The sequence below is a fragment of the Phycicoccus jejuensis genome (assembly GCF_044797865.1).
In the GTDB taxonomy this organism is placed as follows: Bacteria; Actinomycetota; Actinomycetes; order Actinomycetales; family Dermatophilaceae; genus Phycicoccus; species Phycicoccus jejuensis.
In genome coordinates this window covers 2,100,720-2,119,519 of the sequence record NZ_CP085209.1, presented here as the reverse complement: position 1 = coordinate 2,119,519, position 18,800 = coordinate 2,100,720, and the positions used below count along the sequence as shown (strand labels likewise).

Here is an 18,800-nt window from a genome sequence, read left to right as displayed (position 1 = left end):
GCGGGACATGGGGTGATCACCCCCGCTCTGGCGCCATGAGGGACGCCACCATCCGCGCCCCGGCGTCCGCCGGTGTCAGCGGGGGTCGAGGGCGTGATGGGTCCACAGGTGCACGACGGCGAGGCTGCGGTGCGGCGCCCAGGCCTCGGCCAGCCGGGCCGCCTCACGCGCCGGTACGCCGCCGAGCGCCTTGCGCAGGACGAGGTCTCCGGGCAGGAAGACGTCGGGGTCGCGCAGGCAGCGCATCATCACGAGGTCAGCGGTCCACGGGCCGACCCCCGGCAGCGCGAGGAGCTCGGCCCGCCGCGCGGTCCGCAGCGCCGGGTCGGGCTCGGCCTCGAGCGACAGCCCCCCGGCCACCGCGGCGCCGAGGGCCACGAGCGTGCGGGCGCGGGCGCCGGTGACGCCCACCGCTCGTTGCAGCTCGTCGGGGTCGGCGGCCGCGAGCGCCACCGGCTCGACGGGCAGCAGCGCCGCCAGCCGGGTCGCGAACACCCGGCCGGCCGCGAGCGACACGTGCTGCCCGAGGACGACGTTGACCGCGGCGGCGAACGGGTCCGGCGCACCGGGCACTCGCACGTGCGGCCGCGCTCGCACCAGCACCCCCAGGACGGGGTCGTCGGCGAGCGCCGCCACCCCCGGCGCCGGGTCGAGGTCGAGCCCGAGCCACCGCCGCCCCGCCATTAGGGCGCCCGCCGCCCCCGGTCCCCCCGAGCGCAGCACCGGCGCACCGGACCCCGGCAGCACGACCTCGAGCCACCCGTCCCCGACCGACCGCCGGTGGATGCTCCCGCCGGGCTCCACCGTCGTCGTCTCGACGCCGTCGACGGCATGCGCGACGAGCCAGGCCCGCAGCGCCGGCACGTCGACCGGCGCGGACACGACCTCCTCGGTCAGGGGCGGGACGGGCACGCGCCCATCCAACCCCACCCCGGCGACACCGCTGCGCCCTACGCTGCCGGGATGACGCAGCAGCCGTTCTTCGACCCGTGGCCGGAGCCGGAGGAGCTCGAGCCCGACCAGCCCGAGTACGACATCCCGTGGATGCCGCCGCGGCACGTCGTGGGGGTGACCGTCCCCCTCGACGTCGCGATCTTCACCGGCCCCGACGTCGTCGTCCGGGCGACCCGGGCGCGTGCGTTCTCGCGCGGTCTCGAGATCGAGGTCGAGGCGTGGGTCCGGCCCGGCGCCACCCGACCGGTCGACGACGTCGCGCACGTCTGGGAGCAGCAGGAGCCGCGCTTCGGCGTCCGGCTCGCCGACGGGACGCGCCTCGGACACCGCCCCCCGCACGGCCCTCCGGACGAGGACGCCGGCCCCTCGACCCTCGCGCAGACCAGCGGCCAGGGCGACGCGTTGCGCTCGAGCCGCTGGTGGTGGCTCCACCCGTTCCCCGACGGCGACGCGCTCGAGCTCGTCGTGCGCTGGGACCACCTCGGCGTGCCCGAGAGCGCGGCCTCCCTCCCCCTGGCACCGCTGCGCGAGGCCGCCACGGGCGAGCACGTCCTCTGGGACCCGCCTCCGCCGCCCGGCGAGGACGGGGTCGGCTGGTTCGCCTACGCGCCGATGTCGGGCGCCACGTACGGCTCCTCGCTGGCGATCACGTGGGACGACGACGAGGGCGAGGACGCCGGGGAGAGCTCGGACGAGGAGGAGTAGGCCCGCCCACCACGACCGGGCTCAGGCGAAGTCGCCGGATGCCACCTCGGCCGTGCGCTGCTCGATCGCGTCGAGCACGACCTGCGCAACCTGCTGGGGCTCGAGCCCCTGCGGCAGCGACGGCGCCGTCCCGGCCAGCGGGCGCGTCGCGAGCCCGGTCTCGGTGTGCGGGGGCCTCAGGTCGATGACCTGCACCCCGCTGCGGCGGGCCTCGCGGGCCAGCGCGCGGTCGGCGGCGGTCAGGGCCGCCTTGGCCGCGGCGTAGGCGACCATCCCGGGCAGCGGTGCCTCGGCGACGACGGCGCTGAGGTTCGCGAGGTAGCCCTTGGTCTCCCCCAGGGCGGGCAGCACCCGGCGCGCGAGGAAGAGCGGGCCGATGACGTCGGTGAGGAAGAGCTCCTCGATGACGGCGTCGTCGGTGTCGACGAGCGTCCCGAAGGCGACGACGCCCGCCGCGTTGACGACCCCGTCGAGCCGTCCGTGCTCCTGGCGGCAGTGCGCGACGAGCCGGTCCCCCAGCGCGGCGTCCCCGATCTCGCCGACCACCTGGGTCGCCCCCGGGACGGCCTCGCCCAGCCGACCCGCGTCCCGTCCGACCGCGACGACGGTGGACCCCCGCTCCTGCAGCCCCCGCGCGACCAGCCCGCCGAGCACCCCCGAGGCACCGACGACCGCCACGACCTGTGCGTTCTCCTCGCTCATGGCGCCACTCTCGCAGCGGGCGCCGCGTGCCCGCGGGCACGGACCCGTCGCCTCCGGCGCGCGTCGAACGTGGGGCGAGATCGTGGACACGTGTTCGATTCCGGGCTACGCTCACCACATGGCAGTGCTCCAGGGCTCGCTCCTCGACCTCGCCGACGGCATCGAGGTCCGGCCGCTCGGCGACTCGGTGCGACGCACGGTGCTCGACCACAGCGCGTGGGTCGACGAGCGCACCGGATGGGTCGGTGGCGCCGACGAGCTCTACGAGGCGCTGCGCCGTGACGTCCCGTGGTTCGCCGAGCGGCGGCAGATGTACGACTCGGTCGTCGACACCCCGCGCCTGCTGTCCTTCTACGGGGAGGGCGACCCGCTCCCCCACCTCGCGCTCGAGGAGGCCCGCGACGCCCTCTCGGCGCACTACGCCGCCGAGCTCGGGGAGCCGTTCGTCACCGCCGGCCTGTGCCTCTACCGTGACGGGCACGACTCGGTCGCGTGGCACGGCGACCGCATCGGGCGCAGCCGCAACCAGGACACGATGGTGGCGATCCTGTCCGTCGGCGCCCCGCGCGACCTCCTGCTCCGCCCGCGCGAGGGCGGCGCCTCCCGCCGGTTCGCCGCCGGGCACGGCGACCTCCTCGTGATGGGCGGCTCCTGCCAGCGCACCTGGGACCACGCCGTCCCGAAGACCGCGCGCCCCGTCGGTCCGCGCATCAGCATCCAGTTCCGGGTGCGGGGAGTGCGCTGACGCGCGAGGACCCGTTCAGCCGCGGATGCTCGCGACGCGGAACTCGACGACCCTCCGGACGAGCCCGAGCGGCAGCGGCCGGTCCAACGGCAGCTGCACCGAGCCCTTGCCCTGCCGGTAGGCGGCGAACTCCTCCGCGAAGGCCTCGTGCCCGTTCGGGGTCGCGTAGAAGCCGACGTGCCGCTCGAACCCGGCGAAGTAGACCAACGGCTTCTTGTCCAGCTTGTACGCGGGCATCCCGTAGGCCATCGACTCGACCGCGTCGGGCGCCACCTCGCGGACGACCCGGCGCATCGCGTCGAGCCGCTCGCGCACCTCGCCCTCGAAGCCGGCCAGGTACTCGTCGACGGTGTCGGCCATGGGGGCTCCTCGGGGGCGGTCAGTCGGTGAGGACGACGCGGTTGCCGTCGGGGTCGGCGAGCCGCAGGATGCGCACGCTGCTCGCCTGCTCGACGCCCTCGTGGGCGACGCCGGCCGCGGTCAACCGCGCGGCGACGGCGTCGAGGTCGGAGACGGTGACGGTGCAGCCGGAGCGACCCGCCGCGTCGGGCTCGCGCCAGACCTGCAGGCCCGCACCGGGGCCGAGGCGCCACTCGAGCAGGCCGTCCATCGGGCGCTCGTCGGGCCCCCGCCCGAGCAGCGCCGTGTACCAGCGCTCGGCGGCGTCGAGGTCGGAGACGCGGAGGTTGGGCATCACGAGGGTTGCTTCCATGTCAGAGCAGACCCGTCCCGGGGCAGGAACTCATCGCTGCCGCGCCCAGCCGAGGGCGCCCGGGTGGGCCACCGAGCGCGAGGCGACCTCCACCGCGCGGGCCAGGGCTGCGGGCAGGTCGCCGGCTCCCCCACGGCCGAGCTCGGCGAGGAGCGCTCCGTGCAGGACGTCACCGGCCCCGAGGGTGTCGACGACGTCGACGACCGGCACGGGCACCTCGCCGTGCAGACCGCCCGCCCAGCGCCAGCGCACCGGCCCGGCGCCGTCGGACACCGCCGCCCACGACGGCCCCGCCGTCAGGACGGCCTGGAGCGCCCCGGCCGACCCCGGGTCGCCCGGCACCGTGAACGCGGACGACAGCACGGCGAGGTCGGTCTCGGCCAGCAGCTCCTCGAGCCCCGGCTTCCACGAGCCCCCGTCCAGGAGCACCGGCACGCCCCGCCGCCGGGCCGCCCGCGCGACCGCCACGGCGACCGGCAGGTGGTGCCCGTCGACGAGCACCGCCGCCACCCCGTCGAGCAGGGCGTCGAGCGCCGAGTCCGACGGCGCCCCGAGATCCCCCACCCCGACGGCGTTGCGCGACACCACGGCCCGCTCCCCGGTCGCCTGCGTCACCAGCACGGTCGACAGGGGCGGCTCGAAGGCCGGGGGCGCGAGGTCGGTCACCGCGACACCCCCGGAGGCGAGCTCGCGCAGCACCACCGCCGACAGCGGCCCGCTGCCCACCGCCCCGACGAACCGGGTCGGCACACCGAGCGCGGCGGCGGTCAGGGCCGCGTTGCACGCCGGGCCGCCCGCGGTCACGTCGGCCGCGAGCGCCACGACCTTCTCGTCCGGGCCCGGCACGGCCTCGACGACCTGGACGACGTCGACCGTCGCCAGCCCGCACGCGAGGACCGTGCCGGACACCGGCGCTCAGCCCTCGGCGGGAGCGCGCTCGGCGCGGTTGACCGCGGAGAGGATGGCCCGCAGCGACGCCTTGACGATCGACTCGTGGAGCCCGACGCCCCAGAGGACGCGGTCGCCGACGGCGCACTCGACGTAGGCGGCCGCGCGGGCGTCGCCACCGGCCGACAGCGCGTGCTCGTGGTAGTCGAGGACGCGGACGTCGACGTCGAGGGTCGCGAGCGCCGCGGTGAAGGCGTCGATGGGTCCGTTGCCGCGGCCGTGGACCGGGGTGTCGACCCCGTCGACCCGGATGACGGCGTCGATGACGTCGGTGCCGTCGTCGGAGCCGGCGATCGTCGAGCGGACCGGGCTGAACCGTCCCCACCGGTGGTCGGGCGACTCGGCGTGCAGGTACTCGTCGGCGAACATCGCCCAGATCTCGGCGCCCGAGAGCTCGCCGCCCTCGGTGTCGGTGCGGCGCTGGACGACGTGGCTGAACTCGACCTGGAGGCGGCGCGGCAGGTCCAGCCCGTGCTCGGCCTTGAGCAGGTACGAGACCCCGCCCTTGCCGGACTGGCTGTTGACGCGGACGACGGCCTCGTAGGAGCGGCCGATGTCGTGCGGGTCGATCGGCAGGTACGGCACGCCCCAGTCGAGGTCGTCGATGCTCGTGCCCTTGTCCTTCGCCCGGCGTTCCATGTCCCCGAGGCCCTTCTTGATGGCGTCCTGGTGGGAGCCGGAGAAGGCCGTGTAGACGAGGTCCCCGCCCCACGGGTGCCGCTCGTGGACGGGCAGCTGGGTGCAGTACTCGACGGTGCGCCGGACCTCGGCCATGTCGGAGAAGTCGATCTCGGGGTCGATGCCCTGGCTGAAGAGGTTCATCCCGAGGGTGACGAGGCAGACGTTGCCGGTGCGCTCGCCGTTGCCGAAGAGGCAGCCCTCGATGCGGTCGGCGCCGGCGAGGTAGCCGAGCTCGGCGGCGGCCACACCCTCCCCGCGGTCGTTGTGCGGGTGCAGGCTGACGACGACGGACTCGCGCCGGTCGAGATGGCGGATCATCCACTCGATGCTGTCGGCGTAGACGTTGGGCGTCGCCATCTCGACCGTCGCGGGCAGGTTGATGATCATCTTGTGGTCCGGCGTCGGGTCGATGACGTCGATGACCTCGTTGCAGATGCGCACGGCGAACTCGAGCTCGGTGCCGGTGTACGACTCCGGCGAGTACTCGTAGTAGACGTCGGTCTCGGGCACCGTCTCCTCGAGCTTGCGACACAGGCGCGCGGCCTGGAGCGCGATGTCGACGATGCCGTCCTCGCTCATCCCGAAGACGACGCGGCGCTGGAGGACCGAGGTCGAGTTGTAGAAGTGGACGATCGCCTGCTTGCTGCCGCGGATCGCGTCGAAGGTCCGCTCGATCAGGTGGTCGCGGCTCTGCGTGAGGACCTGGATCGTCACGTCGTCGGGGATGTGCCCGCCCTCGATGAGCTCGCGGCAGAAGTCGAAGTCGGTCTGGCTGGCGCTCGGGAAGCCGACCTCGATCTCCTTGTAGCCCATCCGCACGAGGAGCTTGAACATCCGCATCTTGCGCTCGGAGTCCATCGGGTCGATGAGCGCCTGGTTGCCGTCGCGCAGGTCGACGGCGCACCAGCGCGGCGCCTTCGTCATCGTGCGGTCGGGCCAGGTGCGGTCGGGGAGGTGGACCTCGATCTGGTCCTGGAACGGCACGTACTTCGCCGTCGGCATCCCGGAGGTCTGCTGGGGGTGGATCATCTCTGCGCTACGCCTTCGTCTCGTCTGCGGGGGGCCGGCCGGGTGCAGCAGGAGCTCCGCGACGAGGGGCGGCCGATGTCAGGCCCCGCCGCGGCAGCGAAGGAGGAGGCGCGAGGAACGCACACGTCGAGCATGCCACAGGGGTCGCGGGGTGGCGAGCGATGTGTCCACGACTCGGGCCGTCGGGCTCACCCGTCGCGCCGGAGCACGACGACGTCGACCTGCCGCCGGACGGTGAAGCCCAGGCGCTGGTAGAGCCGGTCGGCGCCGTCGTTGCCGAGCCGGGTGTGGAGCATCGCCCGGTCACCGCGCTCCTCGATGGCACCGGCGGCGGCGCGGGTCACGAGCGCCCCGAGTCCCGCGCCCCTCGCCTCGGCGGCCACGCAGACCCCCGAGACCTCGCCCCACCCGGGCGGCCGGATGCGCTCGCCGGCCATCGCGACCAGCCGTCCCTCGCGGCGCACCCCGAACCAGCGACCGGCGAGGTGGCTCGTCGGGCCGAAGGGGCCGGGCTCGGTCTCGGCCGCGAGCCGGACCATCTCGGGCGAGTCGGCGTCACCCAGCTCGACCAGCCCGTCCTCCCCGCTGCGACCGACGGGCCGCTCCGCGACCAGCTGCGTCGCCGGCTCGCGCACGAGCTCGGTCCAGCCGGCCGGCGTGGGCGGCACCTCGCCGCGCAGGAACACCGCCGTGTTCCCGGGTCCGACGAGCTCGGCGAGGGCGTCCCACCCCTCGGCGTCGAGCACGCCGACGCCGCAGAACGGGGCGATGCCGTCGCGGTAGCCGAGGGCGCGGGCCCCCCGCGGCCGCACGTGCCAGACCGGCCTGCGGGCCGGTGAGCGCGGACCAGGCGACGTCGTCGAGCGGGTGCCCGCCGGTCACGGCCAGAGGGAGTGGTACGCGTTGAGCGCCTGCTGGCCGCCGAGGTGGGCGTAGAGCACGGTCGAGTCCTTCGGGATGTCGCCGGACCGGACGAGGTCGACGAGCCCGGCCAGGGACTTCCCCTCGTACACGGGGTCGGTGATCATCGCCTCGTACTGGGCGCCGAGGCGCATGGCCTCCATCGTCGAGTCGACGGGGATGCCGTAGAGGTCGCCGGCCCAGTCCGGCAGCAGGGTGAGCTCGTCGTCGCGCAGGTCGCGGCCGAGCTCGATGACCTCGGCGGTGTGGCGGGCGATGCGCTCCAGCTGCGCCCGCGTCTTCTCGAGCGTGGCGCTGGCGTCGATGCCGATGATCCGACGGCGAACGCCCGTCAGGTCTTCCAGGGCCGCGAAGCCGGCGACCATCCCGGCGTGCGTCGAGCACGTGACCGTGCAGACGACGACCGTGTCGAAGATGACGCCGAGCGCCTTCTCCTGCTCGGCGACCTCGAAGGCCCAGTTCGCGAACCCGACTCCGCCGAGCGGGTGCTCGCTCGCCCCCGCGGGGATCGGGTAGGGCGTCCCGCCGGCCTCCTCGACCTCGCGCAGCGCGTCCTTCCACGAGTCGCGGATGCCGATGTCGAAGCCCGCCGGGTCCAGCCGCGCGTCGGCGCCCATCATCCGCGAGAGGAGGATGTTGCCGACCCGGTCGTTGACCGGGTCGTCCCACGGCACCCACTTCTCCTGCACGAGACGGCACTTCAGGCCGAGGTGCGCGGCGACGGCGGCGACCTGGCGGGTGTGGTTGCTCTGGTACCCGCCGATGGAGACCAGGGTGTCGGCGCCGCTGGCCAGCACGTCCGGGACGATGTACTCGAGCTTGCGGACCTTGTTGCCGCCGTAGGCCAGCCCGCTGCTCACGTCCTCGCGCTTGGCCCACACCTGCGCCCCGCCGAGGTGCTCGCTCAGCCGTCGCAGGTGGTGCACCGGGCTCGGGCCGAAGGTCAGCGGGTACCGCGGGATCTCGTGCAGGCGCATCCCGCAGGTCTACCACCGCAGGTCTACCACCGCGGGGGGGCCCGCGTGTCAGCCCCGTTCGCGGAGCAGGCGCGCGATCTCGGTGCGGCCCAGGCGCTCGGCGTGCTCGAGCGCGGTCACGCCCTCGGCGTCGGCGACGGACGGGTCGGCGCCGGCCTCGAGGAGGATGCGGACGATCTCCTGGTGGCGCGCTCCCCCGTCCCCGAGGATGACCGCCTCGAGGAGCGCGGTCCAGCCCAGCCGGTTGACGTGGTCGACGTCGATGCCGGTGGTCACCACCCGGCGCACGTAGTCGACGTGGCCGCGCTCGCTGGCCGGGATGACCGAGACGCCCCCGTAGCGGTTGACCTCGGTGAGGTCGGGGTCGGCGGGCAGCAGCACCTCGAGCATCGCGACGCTCCCGGTCACGCCGGTGACGAGCCACGGGGTGTCGTAACGGTCGTCGAGGGCGTCCGGGTCGGCGCCGGCGGCGACGAGGACCCGGGCGGCCTCGACGTGGTCGGCGGCGGCCGCGAGGAGGAGCGGCGTGCGGTCGTGCTCGTCGCGGGCCTCGGTGTCGGCCCCGGCGTCGAGGGCGGCCCGGACGGCGTCGGCGTCCCCCGTCGACGCGGCGGCGAGGAGGTCGGTGTCGGCGGTGGTCACGGACCCCAGTGTGCGACACCGCCGGAAACGCGGGTGCGGGGCGCGCGGCCCGTCGGACATCCTGTCCCGGTGACGCACTCCCCCGATCTGCCCACCCTCCCGGCCGGCTGCTCCGAGCGTGCGCTGACCGCCGACGACCTCGACGCCGTGTACTTCGTGTACTCGAGCGCGCAGCTCGAGGACAGCGGCGTCGTCGCCCTCGAGCGGGCCGACATCGAGGCCGACTGGTCACGCCCGAGCATGGACCTGGCCACGGACACCCGCGGCGTCCTCCGCGCCGGGCGGCTCGTGGGCGCGGTGGAGGTGGCCCGGCGCGGGAGCCGGGCCGAAGGCGCCGTCCACCCGCACGCGCGCGGGCACGGGGTCGGGACGTGGCTCGCCGCGTGGGCCGAGGCGCGCTCACGCGCCACCGGGGCGGCGTCGGTGGGGCAGACGGTACCGCGCGGGTCCGCCGGGCACCGGCTGCTGGAGGCGCGCGGCTACCGCGACGGCTGGACCTCGTGGGTGCTCGAGCTGCCGGCCGGGGCGCGGGTGCCCGAGCGTCCGCTCCCCCGGGGGTACGAGCTGCGCACCGCGACGAGCGACGCCGACCGGCACGCGGCGCACGAGGTCATCGAGACCGCGTTCGGGGAGTGGTCGGACCGCACCGGCGAGACCTACGACGAGTGGGCGGCCGGTACCGTCCGGCGGCCCGGCTTCGAGCCGTGGAACCTGCGGGTCGCGGCGCTCGGCGACGAGGTCGTCGGCGCCTGCTTCACCGTCGTCGACGAGCGGCGGTGCGGGTTCGTCGACCAGGTCGCCGTCGCGCGCGAGCACCGCGGGCGGGGTCTGGCGCAGGCGCTCCTCGCCGACGGCTTCGGCCACGCCGCCGCCCACGGCGCGGTGCGCAGAGAGCTGTCGACCGACAGCCGCACCGGGGCCCTCGACCTCTACCGGCGCGTCGGGATGCGGGTGGCCGCGACGTGGGTCCACCTCGTCCGCGACCACGACGGCGTCAGCTGCTGAGGCCCCGCACGACCTCGACGTACTCGGTGCGGGCGGCCTCGGCGTCCGTCCCGCGGGCCGCGGCCCAGGCGTCGTACTTGGCGCGGCCGACGAAGTCCATCATCCCCGGGCGCTTGCCGCCGACGTCGCCCTCGGTGGCCTGCTTGTAGAGCGCGTAGAGGCGCAGCTTGGTGTCGTTGCCCGGGTCCTTCGTCAGCCCGGACACCGCCTCGACGGCGGCGCGGAACTCGTCCTCGGTGGCCATGGCGGCGACTCTAGGCGTCGGCCCGCCCGGGGGCCAGCGCTCGTCCGGCGGCCGTCGACGCCCGCCGTGGCGCCTCGACACCCCGGTTCGTCCACGAGACCCCGGCTCGGAGCCGGGGTCTCGTGGACATTTCGGGGTGACCCCGAAAAGCTGAGGCGCGGACGGGGGCAGCGCTCAGCGGCGCTTGACGAGCTCCTCGGCGACCTGGACCGCGTTGAGGGCCGCACCCTTGCGCAGGTTGTCGCCGACGACGAACAGCGCCAGCCCCTTGCCCTCGGGCGCCGCCTGGTCGGCGCGGACGCGGCCGACGAACACCTCGTCGCGCCCGGTCGCCTGGAGCGGGTTGGGCACGTCGGTGACGACGACACCGGCGGAGCGGCCGAGCACCTCGAGCGCCTGCTCGGGGCTGATGTCGCGCTCGAACTCGGCGTGGATCGCGAGGCTGTGCCCGCTGAAGACCGGGACGCGCACGCAGGTGCCCGAGACGCGCAGGCCGGGGATGTGGAGGATCTTGCGCGACTCGTTGCGCAGCTTCTGCTCCTCGTCGGTCTCGAGGCTGCCGTCGTCGACGAGCGAGCCCGCGAGCGGGACGACGTTGAAGCCGACCGGCACGGCGTAGACCTGCGGGTCGGGCAGGGTGAGCGCGGAGCCGTCGAGCGCGAGGTCCTTGGGGTCGCCGGCGGCGTACCCGCCACGCAGCTGACCGTCGAGCTCGGTGAGGCCGACGCCGCCGGAGCCGGACACCGCCTGGTAGCTGGAGACGTGGAGCCGGACGAGCCCGGCGAGGTCGTGCAGCGGCTTGAGGACCGGCATCGCAGCCATCGTCGTGCAGTTCGGGTTGGCGACGATGCCCTTCGGGATGTCGTCGAGGTCGTCGGGGTTGACCTCGGAGACGACGAGCGGGACCTCGGGGTCCTTGCGCCAGGCGCTGGAGTTGTCGACAACGACGGCCCCGGCAGCGGCCACGCGGGGCGCCCACTCACGCGAGGTCGCGCCCCCCGCGGAGAAGAGCGCGAGGTCCAGGCCCGAGAAGTCGGCCGTGGCCGTGTCCTCGACGGTCACGTCGCGGCCGTCCCACGGCAGCGTCGAGCCGGCGGAGCGCGCCGACGCGAAGTAGCGGATCTCCTCGACCGGGAAGTTCCGCTCGTGCAGGAGGGTACGCATGACCTTGCCGACCTGACCGGTCGCACCGAAGACTCCGACTCGCATGCCGGCCAGTCTAGGGAGGGCGGCGTCCGCCGGCCGTCGACGGCCCGGCATCCGGTCACCGCCCGGGCGAGGAGCCCGAGCCGGTGGCGTGGCCGGGGCACCCCCACCCCTGGAACGGTGCACCCGGCCACGCCTGCTCTCCGCCCCGGAGGACCGCGTGGCGCGACGACCTCCGTCGGCGGTGGCCGTCGCGGCACTACTGTGACCCGAAGAGCCCCGAGGGGGGAAGCGTGATTGCGAGATCTCGCAACCGTGGGAGGGAGCAGGATCCGTGGGGACCCAGGACGGTGCCGGGGAGCACGCGTACGACGTGGGCGAGTTCTTCCGGTGGGTGCAGGCGCTCGCCGTCCGGGGCGACCCGCGGATGGAACCGCTCGGTGACCTCGCGCCGGCCTTCGAGTCCGGCATCGCCGCCCTCGCGGGATCGGTCCGCCGCAGCATCTGGCACATGACGTTCCGCCCCACGTGGTCGGAGGTCCGGATGGCGCGCCCGCTCGCCGACGCCTCGCGGCGGACCGGCATCGACGGCCGGTACGTCACCGACCGCGTCACCTCGGCCCGCCTGCCGGTGCTCGCCAGCCACCACCACCCGTACTTCCGGCACCACCCGGTGCACGCGCCGCTGCTCGTCGTCGACGCCCGGCGCGTCTACGTCGGTGCGCCGCCCGGCCACGAGCTCGCCGGCTCGGTGTGGACGAGCACGGCGCCCCAGGTCGTCGGCGGCGCCGTGCGCGCCTTCGACGCCGTGTGGCGGGCCGCCGTCGACCCCCACCCGGGCGACACGGCACCGTTCACCCGGCGCATGGTCGAGATCGCCTTCCACCTGACCGACGGTGCCAGCGACCGGGAGATCGCGCGGGCCATCGGGGTCTCGGAGCGGACCGTCTCGGCCGAGGTCGCCGAGGTCATCCGTCGCCTCGGCGCGCGCAACCGGTCGCACGCCATCGCCCTCATCGGCGACGCCGGCCCCTGACCTGCTGCGGGTCCGCGCCACCCCCTCTAGGCTGGGCGGCCCCACCAGCCCCAGGAGACACCGCCGTGCCCCAGCCGCCCGCGACGGAGCTGCCCGGCCGCGTCGCGGAGGCGATCGACCAGCAGGACCCCGTGCTCACCCCGCTGCCGACGCCCGCCGAGGTGACGCAGGTGCTCGTCGGGCTGGCGGCGCAGACGGCAGCCCGCGTGTGGAGCATGCAGTGGGGAGCGAGGCTCTCGTCCTTGCGACGGACGCTGGGCCTGGACGGGCCGGCGCGTGACCGGGCGGTCGACGAGCGGACGGTGTACTCGCCCCGCGCGGCGGCTTCGTTCCCCCTCCTGACGACGCTGGAGCCGGAGGTCCGGATCGGGGATGTCCCGCTCCCTGCGCTCGTGGTCGACGAGCGGGCGGCGCTCCTCGCGTCGCCGAGGCCCCTGGACCGTGAGGTGCACGCCTTCCTCACCGAGGACCCGGACCTCGTGGCCCTCGCTGCCCGGGCGATCGCGGACGCGTGGGCGCACGGGCGTGGCTGGCAGGACGCCGGGCTGCGCCCCCCGCTGGACCCCCGCTAGTTCCATGTCGCGCTCGGGATGGCCGACGGGCTGTCGGACCGACAGATCGCCGAGACCCTGGGGGTCAGCGCGCGCACCGTCGCCGTCGAGGTGCGGGCGGTGCTGGACTGGCTCGGTGCCCGCAACCGGGGCCACGGCATCGCGATGCTCGTGGGGGCGGCGTGAGCGTCGGAGGGAGCGCGACCCGGCGACTCGCCACGCAGGTCGAGACCCTGCTGCGGGCGAACGACCCCGTCCTCCGGCCGCTCGGCGAGGGCTGGGCGCTCGTCCGGGCGTTCGAGGAGCTCGAGGCGCGCACGAGGCGCTCGGTGTGGCTGGCCGCGCAGCGCCACATCCGGATGACCGCCCGGGGCATGCACGAGCTCGACGACCGCTCGCGCGCCCGAGGGATCGAGGAACGCTCGATCTACTCGACGCCCCATGCCCGCTCCTCGCCCCTCCTCACGTCCTTCGAGCCGCAGGCCCGAATCGGTCCGGTCACCCTCAAGGTCCTCGTCGTGGACGAGGACTACCTCGTCGTCCCGGGCCCCGACGGGGTCGGGGTGTCGGCCACCGCGTGCGGCACCGACGACCCGGACCTGGTCCGGCTCGGCATCGGGGCGTTCGAACAGATGTGGTCCCGCTCCGCCCCCTGGCAGGAGGTCGGGCTGCGTCCACCCCTGCCGCAGAGACGTTTCCAGGTCGCTCTGCTGCTCCTGGAGGGCTACTCGGACCGCGAGGTCGCCGACGAGCTGCGGGTCGGCGCGCGCACCGTGCCGCAGGAGGTCCGCGAGGTCGTCGCCTGGCTGGGTGCGCGCAACCGGGCCCACGCCATCGCGATGCTGGCGGGGGCTGCATGACGAGGGCGTTCGCCGACACCCGACGGCTGGCCGAGCGGGTCCGTGCCCTGCTGTCCTCCGGGGACCGGGTCCTGCGCCCGCTCGGGGAGGGCCGCGAGCTGGCCCGCGCGTTCGGCGAGCTCCAGGCCGCGACCGAACGCTCGTTCTGGCGGGTCGCCGACCGTCACGTCCCGTCCATCTCCCGGCCATGGACCACCTCAACCACCGGACCCGGTCGAGGGGCCTCCACGAGAGGGTCGTCTTCTCCACCCGTCACGCGCACGAGTCGCCCCTGCTCACGTCCTTCGACCCGCGCTGCCGGATCGGGCCGGTCCACCTCAAGATGATCGTCCTCGACGAGCGGTACCTCGTGGTCCCCGGTCCCGACGGCGTGGCCGTGTCGGGGTCCGCCTACGGCTCGGACGACCCCGACCTCGTGGCCCTCGCGTGTGCCGCCTTCGAGGAGGCGTGAGAGGCCGCCGTGCCGTGGCAAGAACTAGGGCTGCGTACCCCGTTGCCGGAGAGACCTTTTCGTGTGGCGCTCTTCCTGCTCGACGGCCACTCGGACCGGGAGATCGCCACCGCGCTCGGCGTCGGTGCGCGCACCGTGTCGCACGAGGTCCGCGAGGTCGTCGCGTGGCTGGGCGCCCGCAACCGCTCGCACGCCGTCGCGATGCTCGTCGCCGCCGGCACCCGCTGACCGGGAGTCGTCAGAACCCGAGGCGCTGCATCTGCTTGGGGTCGCGCTGCCAGTCCTTGGCCACCTTGACGTGGAGGTCGAGGTGCACCCGCTGCCCGAGCAGCGCCTCGATGCCCTGCCGGGCGTTCGTGCCGACCTCACGCAGCCGCGAGCCGCCGCGGCCGATGACGATCGCCTTCTGGCTGTCGCGCTCGACGAACACGTGGACGCGCACGTCGAGGAGCGGGTCGTCCGCCGGCCGGTCCTCGCGCTGGACCATCTCCTCGACGACGACCGCGAGGCTGTGCGGCAGCTCGTCGCGCACCCCCTCGAGGGCCGCCTCACGGACGAGCTCGGCGACCATGACGGCCTCCGGCTCGTCGGTCAGCTGGCCGTCGGGGTAGAGCGGCCCGGGCGAGGGCGGCAGGTAGCCGGACAGCACCTCCGCCACGTCGTCGACCTGGTCGCCGCGGGTCGCCGAGCACGGCACGATGGCATCCCAGTCCCCCAGCCGGTCGACGGCGATGAGGTGCTCGGCGAGCCGCTGGCGGTCGACGGAGTCGGACTTGGTCGCGATGGCGACGACCGGCACGCGGCGGCCGCGGCGCAGCTCGGCGAGCTCGTTGGCGATGAACTGGTCGCCCGGGCCGACGCGCTGGTCCGAGGGCAGGCAGAAGCCGATGACGTCGACCTCGAGCAGCGTCTCGCGGACGAGGTCGTTGAGCCGCTCCCCGAGGAGCGTGCGCGGCCGGTGCAGGCCCGGCGTGTCGACGAGCACGAGCTGGCTCGCGTTCGTCGTGACGATGCCGCGGATGGTGTGCCGCGTCGTCTGCGGCTTGCTCGAGGTGATGGCGACCTTCTGCCCGACGAGCGCGTTGGTCAGGGTCGACTTGCCCGCGTTGGGACGGCCGACGAAGCAGGCGAACCCGGCGACGTAGCCCTCGCGCGGGGCGATGGGGGTGCTGTCGGTCATCCGACGCTCTCCTCGAGCTCGGCGTCGGCGGGCAGCTCGGGGGCGACCCGCTCGACGAGGACGGTGGCGACGCGGTGGCGCCGCCCGGACATGCGCTCGGCCGTGAGCCGCAGCCCCGCCACCTCGCAGGACGACCCGAGGATGGGCACGAGCCCGGTCGTCTTGCCGATGAGCCCGCCCACGGTGTCGACCTCGTCCTCGTCGAGGTCGACGTCGAAGAGCTCGGCGAAGTCGTCGACGTGCATCGTCGCGGCGACGCGGGTGCGGCCGTCGGGCAGCTCCTCGACCTCGAAGGCCTCGCGGTCGTACTCGTCGGTGATCTCGCCGACGATCTCCTCGAGGATGTCCTCGATCGTCACGATGCCGGCGGTGCCGCCGTACTCGTCGACGACGACGGCGAGGTGGGTCTGCTCGAGCTGGAGCTCGCGCATGAGGGCGTCGACCGGCTTGCTCTCCGGGACGAAGCGGGCCGGGCGCATCAGCTCGGTGACCGGCAGGGTGACGGCCGCCGGGTCGGCGTTCATCCGCCGCACGACGTCCTTGAGGTAGAGGATGCCGACGACGTCGTCGACGCTCTCGCCGACGACGGGGATCCTCGAGAACCCCGAGCGGAGGAAGAGCTTCATCGCCTGGCGGCAGACCCGGTCGTCGTCGACCGCGACCATGTCGGTGCGCGGGACCATCACCTCGCGGGTCAGGGTGTCGCCGAGCTCGAAGACGGAGTGGAGCATCTCGCGCTCGTCGGAGTCGATGAGCCGGTTCTCGCGGGCGACGTCGACGAGGTCGCGCAGCTCGGACTCGCTCTCGAACGGCCCGTCGCGGAAGCCCTTGCCCGGCGTCACGGCGTTGGTCAGCGCGATGAGCAGCCGGGAGAACGGGCCGAGCACCCGGCGCAGCCAGATGGCCACCGGCGCCGCGAGCAGGGCGACGCGGACGCTGTGCTGGCGGCCGAGGGTGCCCGGCGAGACACCGACGATGGCGAAGCTGATGAGCGCCATGACGCCGATCGCCACGAGGAACGGCTGCCACGTGCCCTCGACGAGCGCGACCGCGGCGAGGGTGACCATCACGGCAGCGGTCGACTCGGCGATGACCCGCAGGAACGACAGCACGGAGAGGTAGGCGGCGGTGTCGCCGACGACCCGGACGAGCGCGGCGGCGCCGGGGCGGCCCTCGTCGACCAGCTCCTCGGCGCGCACCCGCGACATCCGCTGGAAGGCCGACTCGGCCATCGAGATGAGGAACGCGACGAAGGTCGCGAGGACGGCTGCGACGACGAGCCGGGTCATGGGGTCCTCCGGCTCAGGTGCTCGGTCGACCGCGGGTGGCGAGGAAGGTGAGCAGGAGCTGGCGCTGCAGCTCGAACATCTCCTTCTCCTCCTCGGGCTCGGCGTGGTCGAAGCCGAGCAGGTGGAGGATGCCGTGCGTCGTGAGCAGGAGCAGCTCCTCCTCGGTGGCGTGGCCGGCCTCGCGGGCCTGCTTCGCAGCGACGGTCGGGCAGAGCACGATGTCGCCGAGGACGCCCTCCTGCGGCGGCACGCCGTCGCGGCCGGGGCGCAGCTCGTCCATCGGGAAGCTCATGACGTCGGTCGGGCCGGGCAGGTCCATCCACTGCACGTGGAGGGTCTCCATCGCGGCCTCGTCGACGAGGCGCAGGCAGAGGTCGGCCTGCGGGTGGACGCGCATCTCGGCGAGGACGTAGCGCGCGCACGCGACGAGCTCGAGCTCGTCGAGCGCGACCTCGGTCTCGTTGAGGACGTCGATGCTCATGCGCCCGGACCGTCCTGCGGGGAGGGACGGCGGGCCGGTGCGCGGCGCGGACCCTTCTGCTGCCCCGCGTCCCAGCGGTCGTAGGCGTCGACGATGTGCCCGACGAGCCGGTGGCGCACGACGTCGGCGGCCGTCAGCTCGGAGAAGTGGACGTCCTCGATGTCGCCGAGGATGTCGCGCACGATCCGCAGGCCGCTCGTCGTGCCGCCGGGCAGGTCGACCTGCGTGACGTCACCGGTGACGACCATCTTCGAGCCGAAGCCGAGGCGGGTGAGGAACATCTTCATCTGCTCGCCCGAGGTGTTCTGCGCCTCGTCGAGAATGATGAACGCATCGTTAAGCGTCCTACCCCGCATATATGCCAGGGGCGCGACCTCGACGGTGCCGGACGCCATGAGCTTCGGGATCGACTCCGGGTCGACCATGTCGTGCAGCGCGTCGTAGAGCGGCCGCAGGTAGGGGTCGATCTTGTCGTTGAGCGTGCCGGGCAGGAAGCCCAGCCGCTCCCCCGCCTCGACGGCCGGACGCGTGAGGATGATCCGGTTGACCTGCTTGGCCTGGAGGGCCGCGACCGCCTTGGCCATCGCGAGGTAGGTCTTGCCGGTGCCGGCGGGCCCGATGCCGAAGACGACGGTGTTCGCGTCGATCGCCTCGACGTAGCGCTTCTGGTTGAGCGTCTTCGGCCGGATGGTGCGCCCGCGGTTGCTGACGATGTTCATCGTCAGGACGTCGGCGGGACGCTCGACGGTCTGCGCGCGGAGCATCTGGATGGAGCGCTCGACGGCGTCGCGGTTGAGCGGCTGGCCGCCGTCGATGACGTCGAGGAGCTCGTCGATGAGCCGCTCGATGAGGGCGACCTCGGCGCTCGGGCCGGCGAGGTGGAACTCGTTGCCGCGCACGTGCACCTGCACCTGCGGGAACTGGCGCTCCATCGTCCGCAGCATCTCGTCACGGGGACCGAGCAGCGTCACCATCTGGACGTCGGCCGGGATCGTGACCGTGTGCAGCGGCACGTGCGGTTGGCTGGGGCTGGAGCCGGCGTCGGGGGCCGGGCCGTCGTTCTGCGCGTCTGACATCGTCGGGCCAGTCTAGAGGCCCGCACCGACGGGCATCACGCGGGAATGCGCGCCGGTCAGCCGGGGGGCCAGGTCAGCTCGCGCCCGCCGAGGACGTGCAGGTGGCAGTGGAAGACCGTCTGCTGCGCGGCCGCGCCCGTGTTGGCGACGAGCCGGAACCCTTCGAGACCCTCGTCGTCGGCGACGCGGGCCGCGAGCGCGACGGCGTCGGCGAGCTCCTCGGGTGCCTCGGCGGCGAGCGTCCCGATGTCGGGGACGTGGCGGCGCGGGATGACGAGGACGTGCGTCGGCGCCTGGGGGCCGATGTCGCGGAAGGCCAGCGAGTGGTCGGTCTCGGCGACGACGTCGGCCGGGACCTCACCCGCGAGGATGCGGCAGAACAGGCACTCGGAGGTCTCGCTCATGCGCCGACCCTAGACGAGCGCGGGGTGTCGGCGCGGCGTGCTGCACTGGAGCCCCCGACGA

General features: G+C 74.2%; 25 protein-coding genes. 9 read left to right on the top strand and 16 right to left on the bottom strand.

Annotated elements, in window-relative coordinates:
* Positions 1 to 75 precede the first annotated feature (75 nt).
* Entirely contained in the window at positions 76 to 912 is an 837-nt protein-coding gene (locus tag LG324_RS09990; RefSeq protein WP_404347505.1) for a DNA-3-methyladenine glycosylase family protein, read from the bottom strand.
* 51 nt (positions 913 to 963) lie between these two features.
* On the opposite strand from LG324_RS09990, the gene LG324_RS09985 reads away from it, so the two are divergent.
* A complete protein-coding gene (locus LG324_RS09985; protein ID WP_404347502.1) occupies positions 964 to 1,659 on the top strand; it encodes a hypothetical protein in 696 nt (231 codons plus the stop codon).
* A 21-nt stretch (positions 1,660 to 1,680) separates the two neighbouring features.
* Here LG324_RS09985 and LG324_RS09980 read toward each other — a convergent pair whose 3' ends face one another.
* Complete coding sequence (locus LG324_RS09980) at positions 1,681 to 2,361, bottom strand: SDR family NAD(P)-dependent oxidoreductase (protein ID WP_404347500.1); 681 nt, start codon at positions 2,359 to 2,361, stop codon at positions 1,681 to 1,683.
* Positions 2,362 to 2,479: 118 nt separating this feature from the next.
* Between LG324_RS09980 and LG324_RS09975 the strand changes: the two genes are divergently transcribed.
* Positions 2,480 to 3,106 (top strand): alpha-ketoglutarate-dependent dioxygenase AlkB, encoded by a 627-nt coding sequence (locus tag LG324_RS09975; RefSeq protein WP_404347498.1) that lies wholly within the window; start codon positions 2,480 to 2,482, stop codon positions 3,104 to 3,106.
* A gap of 15 nt (positions 3,107 to 3,121) precedes the next feature.
* Here LG324_RS09975 and LG324_RS09970 read toward each other — a convergent pair whose 3' ends face one another.
* The 7 genes from LG324_RS09970 to LG324_RS09940 all read right to left on the bottom strand — a co-directional run bounded on the left by LG324_RS09970 (position 3,122) and on the right by LG324_RS09940 (position 9,016).
* Complete coding sequence (locus LG324_RS09970; protein WP_030529311.1) at positions 3,122 to 3,466, bottom strand: iron chaperone; 345 nt, start codon at positions 3,464 to 3,466, stop codon at positions 3,122 to 3,124.
* 19 nt (positions 3,467 to 3,485) lie between these two features.
* A complete protein-coding gene (locus LG324_RS09965) occupies positions 3,486 to 3,800 on the bottom strand; it encodes a VOC family protein (RefSeq protein ID WP_245616182.1) in 315 nt (104 codons plus the stop codon).
* 48 nt (positions 3,801 to 3,848) lie between these two features.
* The gene (locus tag LG324_RS09960) at positions 3,849 to 4,727 is read right to left on the bottom strand and encodes a PfkB family carbohydrate kinase (RefSeq protein ID WP_030529309.1); all 879 of its coding nucleotides are present in this window, start codon (positions 4,725 to 4,727) and stop codon (positions 3,849 to 3,851) included.
* Between the two features lie 6 nt (positions 4,728 to 4,733).
* Positions 4,734 to 6,476 carry a 2-isopropylmalate synthase gene (gene leuA / locus LG324_RS09955; protein WP_404347494.1) on the bottom strand — a complete coding sequence of 581 codons (1,743 nt, stop codon included), beginning with the start codon at positions 6,474 to 6,476 and terminating at the stop codon, positions 4,734 to 4,736.
* A 188-nt stretch (positions 6,477 to 6,664) separates the two neighbouring features.
* Positions 6,665 to 7,288, bottom strand: coding sequence for a GNAT family N-acetyltransferase (locus LG324_RS09950; protein WP_404347492.1), 624 nt, complete (start codon positions 7,286 to 7,288; stop codon positions 6,665 to 6,667).
* Between the two features lie 66 nt (positions 7,289 to 7,354).
* A complete protein-coding gene (locus LG324_RS09945; protein WP_030529306.1) occupies positions 7,355 to 8,374 on the bottom strand; it encodes a 1-aminocyclopropane-1-carboxylate deaminase in 1,020 nt (339 codons plus the stop codon).
* Between the two features lie 48 nt (positions 8,375 to 8,422).
* Positions 8,423 to 9,016: an ankyrin repeat domain-containing protein gene (locus tag LG324_RS09940; RefSeq protein ID WP_404347490.1), complete on the bottom strand. Its 594-nt coding sequence runs from the start codon at positions 9,014 to 9,016 to the stop codon at positions 8,423 to 8,425.
* Positions 9,017 to 9,085: 69 nt separating this feature from the next.
* Here LG324_RS09940 and LG324_RS09935 point away from each other — a divergent pair, with 69 nt between their 5' ends.
* A complete protein-coding gene (locus tag LG324_RS09935) occupies positions 9,086 to 10,021 on the top strand; it encodes a GNAT family N-acetyltransferase (RefSeq protein ID WP_404347487.1) in 936 nt (311 codons plus the stop codon).
* On the opposite strand, the gene LG324_RS09930 is transcribed toward LG324_RS09935, so the two are convergent.
* Both LG324_RS09930 and LG324_RS09925 read right to left on the bottom strand, forming a co-directional pair.
* On the bottom strand, positions 10,011 to 10,265 hold the full coding sequence (locus tag LG324_RS09930) for an acyl-CoA-binding protein (protein ID WP_404347485.1): 255 nt from the start codon (positions 10,263 to 10,265) through the stop codon (positions 10,011 to 10,013). The two genes, LG324_RS09935 and LG324_RS09930, sit on opposite strands and share 11 nt — an antisense overlap.
* A gap of 174 nt (positions 10,266 to 10,439) precedes the next feature.
* Positions 10,440 to 11,474 carry an aspartate-semialdehyde dehydrogenase gene (locus LG324_RS09925; RefSeq protein WP_404347483.1) on the bottom strand — a complete coding sequence of 345 codons (1,035 nt, stop codon included), beginning with the start codon at positions 11,472 to 11,474 and terminating at the stop codon, positions 10,440 to 10,442.
* A 271-nt stretch (positions 11,475 to 11,745) separates the two neighbouring features.
* Between LG324_RS09925 and LG324_RS09920 the strand changes: the two genes are divergently transcribed.
* From LG324_RS09920 to LG324_RS09895, 6 genes are all read left to right on the top strand, one after another.
* Complete coding sequence (locus LG324_RS09920) at positions 11,746 to 12,447, top strand: LuxR C-terminal-related transcriptional regulator (RefSeq protein WP_404347481.1); 702 nt, start codon at positions 11,746 to 11,748, stop codon at positions 12,445 to 12,447.
* A 65-nt stretch (positions 12,448 to 12,512) separates the two neighbouring features.
* The gene (locus tag LG324_RS09915; protein ID WP_404347478.1) at positions 12,513 to 13,019 is read left to right on the top strand and encodes a hypothetical protein; all 507 of its coding nucleotides are present in this window, start codon (positions 12,513 to 12,515) and stop codon (positions 13,017 to 13,019) included.
* An 18-nt stretch (positions 13,020 to 13,037) separates the two neighbouring features.
* On the top strand, positions 13,038 to 13,184 hold the full coding sequence (locus tag LG324_RS09910; RefSeq protein ID WP_404347475.1) for a LuxR C-terminal-related transcriptional regulator: 147 nt from the start codon (positions 13,038 to 13,040) through the stop codon (positions 13,182 to 13,184).
* A complete protein-coding gene (locus LG324_RS09905; RefSeq protein ID WP_404347473.1) occupies positions 13,181 to 13,858 on the top strand; it encodes a LuxR C-terminal-related transcriptional regulator in 678 nt (225 codons plus the stop codon). The genes LG324_RS09910 and LG324_RS09905 overlap by 4 nt, the downstream gene beginning before the upstream one ends.
* Before the next feature lie 187 nt (positions 13,859 to 14,045).
* Positions 14,046 to 14,309, top strand: coding sequence for a hypothetical protein (locus tag LG324_RS09900; protein WP_404347471.1), 264 nt, complete (start codon positions 14,046 to 14,048; stop codon positions 14,307 to 14,309).
* Positions 14,310 to 14,372: 63 nt separating this feature from the next.
* The gene (locus tag LG324_RS09895) at positions 14,373 to 14,537 is read left to right on the top strand and encodes a LuxR C-terminal-related transcriptional regulator (RefSeq protein ID WP_169742089.1); all 165 of its coding nucleotides are present in this window, start codon (positions 14,373 to 14,375) and stop codon (positions 14,535 to 14,537) included.
* A 10-nt stretch (positions 14,538 to 14,547) separates the two neighbouring features.
* Here the strand turns inward: LG324_RS09895 and era are convergent, their stop codons facing one another.
* Genes era through LG324_RS09870 form a run of 5 tightly spaced genes read right to left on the bottom strand, consistent with a single transcriptional unit; the run spans position 14,548 to position 18,739 of the window.
* Positions 14,548 to 15,489, bottom strand: a complete 942-nt coding sequence (gene era / locus LG324_RS09890) for a GTPase Era (protein WP_404347467.1) — start codon at positions 15,487 to 15,489, stop codon at positions 14,548 to 14,550.
* Positions 15,486 to 16,778, bottom strand: a complete 1,293-nt coding sequence (locus LG324_RS09885) for a hemolysin family protein (RefSeq protein ID WP_404347464.1) — start codon at positions 16,776 to 16,778, stop codon at positions 15,486 to 15,488. The genes era and LG324_RS09885 overlap by 4 nt, the downstream gene beginning before the upstream one ends.
* Positions 16,779 to 16,791: 13 nt before the next feature.
* Positions 16,792 to 17,259 (bottom strand): rRNA maturation RNase YbeY, encoded by a 468-nt coding sequence (ybeY, locus tag LG324_RS09880; protein ID WP_404347462.1) that lies wholly within the window; start codon positions 17,257 to 17,259, stop codon positions 16,792 to 16,794.
* On the bottom strand, positions 17,256 to 18,335 hold the full coding sequence (locus LG324_RS09875; protein WP_404347460.1) for a PhoH family protein: 1,080 nt from the start codon (positions 18,333 to 18,335) through the stop codon (positions 17,256 to 17,258). The genes ybeY and LG324_RS09875 overlap by 4 nt, the downstream gene beginning before the upstream one ends.
* A 56-nt stretch (positions 18,336 to 18,391) precedes the next feature.
* Complete coding sequence (locus LG324_RS09870; RefSeq protein WP_030529294.1) at positions 18,392 to 18,739, bottom strand: histidine triad nucleotide-binding protein; 348 nt, start codon at positions 18,737 to 18,739, stop codon at positions 18,392 to 18,394.
* Between the last annotated feature and the right edge of the window lie 61 nt (positions 18,740 to 18,800).

Excerpts from the sequence above, each read along its gene's own strand:
- LG324_RS09985 (WP_404347502.1), top strand. The coding sequence starts at position 964 with ATGACGCAGCAGCCGTTCTTCGACCCGTGGCCGGAGCCGGAGGAGCTC.
- LG324_RS09980 (WP_404347500.1), bottom strand. The coding sequence starts at position 2,361 with ATGAGCGAGGAGAACGCACAGGTCGTGGCGGTCGTCGGTGCCTCGGGG.
- LG324_RS09975 (WP_404347498.1), top strand. The coding sequence starts at position 2,480 with ATGGCAGTGCTCCAGGGCTCGCTCCTCGACCTCGCCGACGGCATCGAG.
- LG324_RS09970 (WP_030529311.1), bottom strand. The coding sequence starts at position 3,466 with ATGGCCGACACCGTCGACGAGTACCTGGCCGGCTTCGAGGGCGAGGTG.
- LG324_RS09965 (WP_245616182.1), bottom strand. The coding sequence starts at position 3,800 with ATGCCCAACCTCCGCGTCTCCGACCTCGACGCCGCCGAGCGCTGGTAC.
- leuA (WP_404347494.1), bottom strand. The coding sequence starts at position 6,476 with ATGATCCACCCCCAGCAGACCTCCGGGATGCCGACGGCGAAGTACGTG.
- LG324_RS09945 (WP_030529306.1), bottom strand. The coding sequence starts at position 8,374 with ATGCGCCTGCACGAGATCCCGCGGTACCCGCTGACCTTCGGCCCGAGC.
- LG324_RS09930 (WP_404347485.1), bottom strand. The coding sequence starts at position 10,265 with ATGGCCACCGAGGACGAGTTCCGCGCCGCCGTCGAGGCGGTGTCCGGG.
- LG324_RS09925 (WP_404347483.1), bottom strand. The coding sequence starts at position 11,474 with ATGCGAGTCGGAGTCTTCGGTGCGACCGGTCAGGTCGGCAAGGTCATG.
- LG324_RS09910 (WP_404347475.1), top strand. The coding sequence starts at position 13,038 with ATGGCCGACGGGCTGTCGGACCGACAGATCGCCGAGACCCTGGGGGTC.
- LG324_RS09900 (WP_404347471.1), top strand. The coding sequence starts at position 14,046 with ATGGACCACCTCAACCACCGGACCCGGTCGAGGGGCCTCCACGAGAGG.
- era (WP_404347467.1), bottom strand. The coding sequence starts at position 15,489 with ATGACCGACAGCACCCCCATCGCCCCGCGCGAGGGCTACGTCGCCGGG.
- LG324_RS09885 (WP_404347464.1), bottom strand. The coding sequence starts at position 16,778 with ATGACCCGGCTCGTCGTCGCAGCCGTCCTCGCGACCTTCGTCGCGTTC.
- ybeY (WP_404347462.1), bottom strand. The coding sequence starts at position 17,259 with ATGAGCATCGACGTCCTCAACGAGACCGAGGTCGCGCTCGACGAGCTC.
- LG324_RS09875 (WP_404347460.1), bottom strand. The coding sequence starts at position 18,335 with ATGTCAGACGCGCAGAACGACGGCCCGGCCCCCGACGCCGGCTCCAGC.
- LG324_RS09870 (WP_030529294.1), bottom strand. The coding sequence starts at position 18,739 with ATGAGCGAGACCTCCGAGTGCCTGTTCTGCCGCATCCTCGCGGGTGAG.